This is a genomic window from Sedimentibacter sp. (assembly GCF_032080165.1).
Classification (GTDB): Bacteria; Bacillota; Clostridia; order Tissierellales; family Sedimentibacteraceae; genus Sedimentibacter.
Genome location: NZ_DAMASY010000023.1, coordinates 1 through 6,466, shown reverse-complemented (window position 1 = coordinate 6,466; position 6,466 = coordinate 1). Strand labels below are relative to the sequence as shown.

The window sequence follows — 6,466 nt, the reverse complement described above, 5'->3', positions numbered from 1 at the left end:
CCACAAATCCAGCATTTTCGATTTGCATTGGAGAAATATTAATACTCATTTTTAAATTAAGGTTATTCTCCTGATTCCATTTTTTTATCTGCAAAAAGGCCCTATCAACAACCCACTCTCCTATATTAAGAATCATTCCGGTTTCTTCTGCTATTGGAATAAATTCAGACGGGGGAATAAGTCCTTTTTGTGGCTGTATCCATCTTATTAAAGCCTCCATTCCAATTAGTGATTTGGTTTTTGTGCTATATTGTGGCTGGAAGTAAAGAATAAATTCTTTATCATAATCTGCATTCTGCAAGAGAAACTCAATTTCCTGTTTTTTGTTAATTTTCTCAGTAAGCATTTTATCAAAAAACAAATATCCATTTTTATGGTTGCTGGCTTTAATTTCATACATGGAAATATCTGCATATCTCATAAGTGTATCTCTATCTTTTGCATCAGCAGGATATAGTGAAATACCAATACTTGCAGAGAGGGTAAAAATATACGGGGGTACAGAAATAGGAGTTCGTATAATCTCTAATATTTTTTCTGTAACAGAACCTATGTATGATTTATCAATATTATTTTCTATTATTACAGCAAATTCATCCCCAGCTACGCGGAAAGCTGTACAACTAGGTGTGCAATTCTTTAAAACTCGTGCCCCCAAAGCAATCAGCACTTTATCACCAGTTTCATGACCGTAGGAATCATTTATAAATTTAAACCGATTTGCGTCTATGTAAAGCAAAGCAAAAGGTTTATTCGAATTAGAGGTAAGTAGGGAATCGAGTTTTTTCATTAGACATCTTCGATTGTATAATCCGGTTAAAGTATCTCTATTTGAAAGTTCCTCTAGATGTTGATTTGCATAATTCAGCTCTTTGGTTCTTTCATCAACAAGCATTTCAAGGGTTTGGTTCATTTCCTTTTCTGTTTGCAATAGAAGTTTATCAAGCATGTTTGATCGTAAAGAGGTTGTTGAAATCCAATATAATACACAGACAGCTGTAAAAATCACAAGTGCGTGTAAACTAAAGATATCAATCACATATAGAAAATGAAAAATTAGTACAAGCAAAAACACTGTCTTTTTTGGTTTTCTCAGATTTTCTGATAATTTATTTTGAACCACGGGTTCAATCCTAGATGGGTGCGCTGTTTCGTATATGGCGCTTATGGCAAAAAGTACATTACACAACATGTAAACAACGTCAATGATAGTATTTGGTTCATAAGCTGTTAATAAGCTAAGATAAGCATAGTAATAATCCGCCCAAGCATATATTACAATTCCCAAAAGTGCAAGAAACATACTTTTAGGTATGTTTTTGAAACCTTTCGAAAGATAAACTAAACCAATTTCAGTTAAAATACAAAAATCTAAAAAGATATATATCAAAATAAGGATATAATCAAAATCAAGACGAAATGGAAGTGTTGTTCTTGATAATATTAAGGTCCAAAGCAAAAGCATACCTGTTACTGCAATCGTAAATATATCAATGATGATTTGATATAAGCTCCATTTTCTGAAGCTCTTAAAAATATAATGTGTTAGCAGTATGGCAAAGCATATATTTGGCAAAACATATAAGGCATTGATAAAAGGGATATTTTCAGGGCTTATAAAAAGAACATTATCATAAATAAGCCATAGAAAATCTGCTATTCCCCAAAACAAAGTACTGAAAAATGTTAAAATGGCATATAACTTGTATTTTTTAAATTGCTTTGCAGAAATAAAAATTAATAACGAAGATAAAAAAGCCACTAACGGAGATAGTATATTGCCCCATAGGTTATTACTTAGAATTATGCTTAAAAAGTATAAAAAAAATGTACCCAAAAGTAGATCTAACAGCAAGTTTTGCTTCAATTTTTTTATCATAGGCTTATCCTCCCTAAACTTATAAATTTCGTAATTCGATTCCATAAATACAAATAAATCAACTTTTAAAGTTACAGCCGCAAATACCATATCGGCATCTACGGCTGAGGTTTTAATATTTGCTGTTGTTTATATCTACCGAAAAATTATTATAATTCTTATCCGAAGCAGAGGAATAATGGGAACCTATAGTATATTGTTTTGAGTATAGCACATTGTCAGATTCAGATTCTCTAAGTTTGAATTCGGAAATAAGGTCTTTCAACATATTGGATTGGCCGGATAACTCCTCACTTGCGGCGGCGCTTTCCTCAGCTGTGGCGGCATTTGTTTGAACAACTGACGAAATTTGGTCTATTCCTTGGTTTATCTGAATAATTGCCATTGCTTGCTCTTGGGATAACTTTGCGATTTCATCAATTAAAGAAACAGCCTCCTTTGTTATTTCAGCACTTCTATCTAAAGTATCTGCCGTATGGTTGGCAATTTGAGACCCGTTTTCAACAGCTTCAATTGTTTCTTCAATCAGAACGGTTGTATTTTTTGCTGCTTCAGCCGATTTTCCTGCAAGGTTTCTGACCTCATCTGCAACAACTGAAAACCCTTTACCCGCTGCACCAGCACGTGCTGCTTCCACGGCTGCATTTAATGCGAGAATATTGGTCTGGAATGCAATATCATCAATAATTTTAATAATTTTAGAAATTTCAGATGATTTTAACGTAATCTTATTCATAGCAATAATCATATCTTTCATTTGCCCATTACTGCTATGCAGTTCCTGTTCTGCAAATTCCGCTTTGTCATGCGCAGATTTTGCATTTTCCGCATTTTTTCTTATTTGCTCTGCAACCTCGGTGATTGATGCGGATAACTCTTCTAGGGCGCTTGCTTGTTCAGTAGCGCCCTGAGAAAGTGCCTGTGCACCGTTTGCAACTTGTTCCGCACCGCTATCAACTTGAGATGCAGATTGATTTATTTGCAGTAATGTAGAATTTAAATTAACAAGCAATGCCTGCATATTATCTTTGAGCTTTTTAAACTGTCCAACATACTCTCTTTTCGCTTCAACTGTTAAATCCCCATGGGCTACACTAAACAAGGCATCGGATACTTCATCTATGTAGCCTTGATAATTTACTAATCTTTCAACGGTAAGATTAAATGCCTTTGCAAGTTGACCTACTTCATCATTAGAATTTATAGAAAGTTCGATATCGAAATTACCATCTGCAATCTGTTGTGCCGCAGCCGTAACCTTCTTAATAGGTTTTGCAATGCCAGTACTAACGAAAATGGTAATGATAGCAGTAAGAAGCAATATGATTACGGTTAATAACGCTACAGTTCTTACAGTCGATACAATTCCGTCATCTAAAATATTATTAACAGATTCAATGGGTATACCAACAAAATAAATACCTACTATTTGTTTGTTACTGTCATAAATAGGAGCATATACGGTCTCATATTCAGAACCAAGAATATCGGCTTCACCAAAGTAAACATTACCACTTGATATTTCCTTGTAGGCTTGTCCGTTTGCATCTAACTCAGATCCGACTTCTCTTTCCCCTTTATCATCTTTGATGGTAGTCAATACTCTAATATATTTATCATCGTTTTTGACAAAAACAGTTGCGACCACATCCATATCTTGGGATAATTGATCAATGTATTGAAAATTGCCGTTAATCGTCTGATTGTTTTTATCAACTAATTCACCGCTACTATTTAAACTAAGTGAACCAAATTGCTCATCAAGATAAGATTTTAGCATATTATTGGAACTGGTCAATCTATCCTCAACCAGAGTTTTAATAATTTCATTAGTAACATTAAAACTCTGAAACAGACCTATAGTCACCATAGACAGTGATGAGATTGTAACTAGAGCAAGTATGATTATTATAAGCTTTCCTTTTAAACTTTTCATTACGTTGTCCTCCTTAGAATGCACCTTATTATGTATTTGGAATAAATTGAAACTAAAAATTATTTAATTATCATTGTATAAATTAAAGCATCGAAAATAATCAGGCTATTTTTTTAATCTCCGAGTTACATATTGTATAAATTCTTCAGTTGTAGGAATTTCGCTTTTACAAGGGACACTTGCCTGATTAATTATCTCATCAATAGTTTTGTTTTGCTTTTTGTAGGCGCAGTCGATTGCCTGCTGCATATCTTTTTTAACATCTGCAACTGTTACACCCTGCTCCTTGGCAATCCTACGGTAGATATTTCTCATACTCATATCTAATTCACCTCTGTTGGCTATTTTTTAATTCTATATTACAGTATAGACGATTTAATCATATATTTCAACAAAAACAACTATAATAATCGTACAGTGTGTATGACACTGTCTATTACAATTAGATAGAGGTGTTAATATGGACGATAGATATATTCGTAATAGAATCAGCGAGTTGCGTATTCAAAAAAATATTTCCGAAAGGAGCATGAGTATTGACTTAGGACATAGTCCAAGTTATATTCATAGTATTGTTTCAGGAAAAGCATTGCCATCCATGACTGAATTTTTATATATTTGCGAGTACTTTAAAATTTCACCAAAGGAATTTTTTGATACTTCAGTGGCAAATCCTACCTTGATGCAAGTAGTAACGGAAGACTTAAGTAAACTAAATGAAAATCAAATTCTAAGTATTTATGAAATCATAAAGGGGTTAATAAAATGACGTAATCCAGTGCAAGCCTTGCTTCGCTTTACTATTTGACTTATTATACAAGATATAGAGCAAGGCATCTGTGATTATGTTACTTAATAATATTTATTTCTGCATAATACTTATTAATTCGACTTTTATCCACTTAATTTTACCATATATTCAAATCAAAAAACGTTACATATGCTACGAATTTGGAGGTGATCTACATAAAATATATAAAATTAGTAAAGCAAACCTTTATTGGCTGCCATCTGACAAATGAAGAGATAAAAACTGCACTAAATAATTGTAATTTAAGCATTAAACGCTTTGCTAAGGGGCAGTTATTACATTTGGAGGGGGAAGAATGTCTTAATTTAGAAATTTTACTAACTGGTAATATTGTCAGTTTACAGGTAGATGATTGCGACAATGAACATATTATAAAAATATTTCAAGGCAACGAGATAATTGCTGGCAACATTTTATTTGGCACTTCACCCAAATACCCTTTATTTTTTGTAGCTGAAACAAAGGGAGAGTTACTGCAAATTCACAGATCATATTTATTTGAACTTTTTATAAAAAAGCCTGATGTACTCAAACAGTTTTTAATACTTATTTCTGACCGTGCAGTAAGTCTTGGTGGCAAAATAAAGCTTGCAAAGCGAAAGTCACTCAGAGATCATATTATGGAATTCCTAAATGCGCAAAGCTTATTTCAGAATTCAACCATCATTACTTTGCCCATATCAAAAACAGAACTTGCTAATAGGTTTGGTGTGCAACGTACATCGGTGTCAAGAGAATTTTCCAGGATGGAAAAAGAAGGGCTAATAAAATTATATAATAATAAGACAATTGAAATAGTGAAATGATTTCGTTACTTGAATAGTGTTTAATGAAAAATTTAGCTAAAAACCCGAACCGATTTTTATATGCTATTGCTTCATTGCAGAGATGGTTTCCCCTTTTAACTAAATATCATTTACAAACTGCAAATTTTGCAGTAAGATGAGCATATAACCTTGAACTTTGACAAATGAACATCGTATCCCGCAATGCAACGTGAGCATTGGGTAAGCGACGAGCCGAAGGGCGCTGACGGATTTTAATATCCGGCGATATACCTTGCGACTGTTACTGCTGTGCGGTACAGCAGAATTGCAACGACCTCAGTGCGTAATCATGATACTTCTGCCGTGGCGGCAGGTCTGAAAGACGGCAACATGCATCACCCCGATTTGCGAAAGAATCGGGGGCGGCTGTTATGGGATTTGCGTAACCGGCAAATCGGCATTGTGGACTGGAAAACCTTTTTATTACACTTTTATTATTTTATGAATGTCTGATTTTTAAAAAGAAACAGCCGGTTCCAAGGGGATGTTATGTTCATTTGTAGAATAGAATTGTGACCGAATAGCTCTGTGTGATTTTTCGCACAGAGCTATTTTTACGTCCATTTGAGAGTAAGAGTGCAAAACTGCCTATATAGGTAATTTTGCACTTTTACTCTCTTTTCTTTTTGCGAAGAGCGTCAGACAATGGGGACGGATTCACACCCGAAGGGCGTGGCAAGCGTCCTATCTGTCGGACATTCGTCCTCGCCCCTTGCGGTGCGCAGATAGTTTTCCTGCTCCGCAGAGGTAAAAAACGCAAATGCTTTTGTACCCTTGGAACTCCATTCAGAAAGGAGTGCTTCCATGAACAGAACCCACAAAATTTCATTTCGGGTATCAGACTATGAACATAAGCTCGTTCAGTCCAAGGTCAAAAAGTCAGGTATCCGAATGTCAGATTTCTGCCGTTATGCAGTGCTAGGAAAGGAAGTCCGCACCGTCAAGGGACTGGATAGATGTAGTTATGAGCTGAATAAAATCGGCAACAACCTAAATCAACTTACTGTACTTTG

The 6,466-nt window shown here is 34.6% G+C and carries 6 protein-coding genes; 3 read left to right on the top strand and 3 right to left on the bottom strand.

Annotated features, from left to right (window positions below; genetic code table 11):
* The 3 genes from RT412_RS17050 to RT412_RS17040 all read right to left on the bottom strand — a co-directional run.
* Window positions 1-1,879: diguanylate cyclase domain-containing protein (locus tag RT412_RS17050; RefSeq protein ID WP_313413344.1), on the bottom strand; the 1,879-nt coding region annotated here is incomplete at its 3' end.
* A 112-nt stretch (window positions 1,880-1,991) separates the two neighbouring features.
* Entirely contained in the window at window positions 1,992-3,815 is a 1,824-nt protein-coding gene (locus tag RT412_RS17045; protein WP_313413343.1) for a methyl-accepting chemotaxis protein, read from the bottom strand.
* Between the two features lie 105 nt (window positions 3,816-3,920).
* A complete protein-coding gene (locus tag RT412_RS17040; RefSeq protein ID WP_313413342.1) occupies window positions 3,921-4,136 on the bottom strand; it encodes a sporulation initiation factor Spo0A C-terminal domain-containing protein in 216 nt (71 codons plus the stop codon).
* Window positions 4,137-4,275: 139 nt separating this feature from the next.
* Here RT412_RS17040 and RT412_RS17035 point away from each other — a divergent pair, with 139 nt between their 5' ends.
* From RT412_RS17035 to RT412_RS17025, 3 genes are all read left to right on the top strand, one after another.
* Window positions 4,276-4,584, top strand: a complete 309-nt coding sequence (locus RT412_RS17035) for a helix-turn-helix transcriptional regulator (protein WP_313413341.1) — start codon at window positions 4,276-4,278, stop codon at window positions 4,582-4,584.
* 188 nt (window positions 4,585-4,772) lie between these two features.
* Window positions 4,773-5,432: a Crp/Fnr family transcriptional regulator gene (locus RT412_RS17030; protein ID WP_313413339.1), complete on the top strand. Its 660-nt coding sequence runs from the start codon at window positions 4,773-4,775 to the stop codon at window positions 5,430-5,432.
* An 825-nt stretch (window positions 5,433-6,257) separates the two neighbouring features.
* Window positions 6,258-6,466 (top strand): plasmid mobilization protein (locus RT412_RS17025; RefSeq protein ID WP_398439717.1); only part of this gene is annotated, 209 nt, incomplete at its 3' end.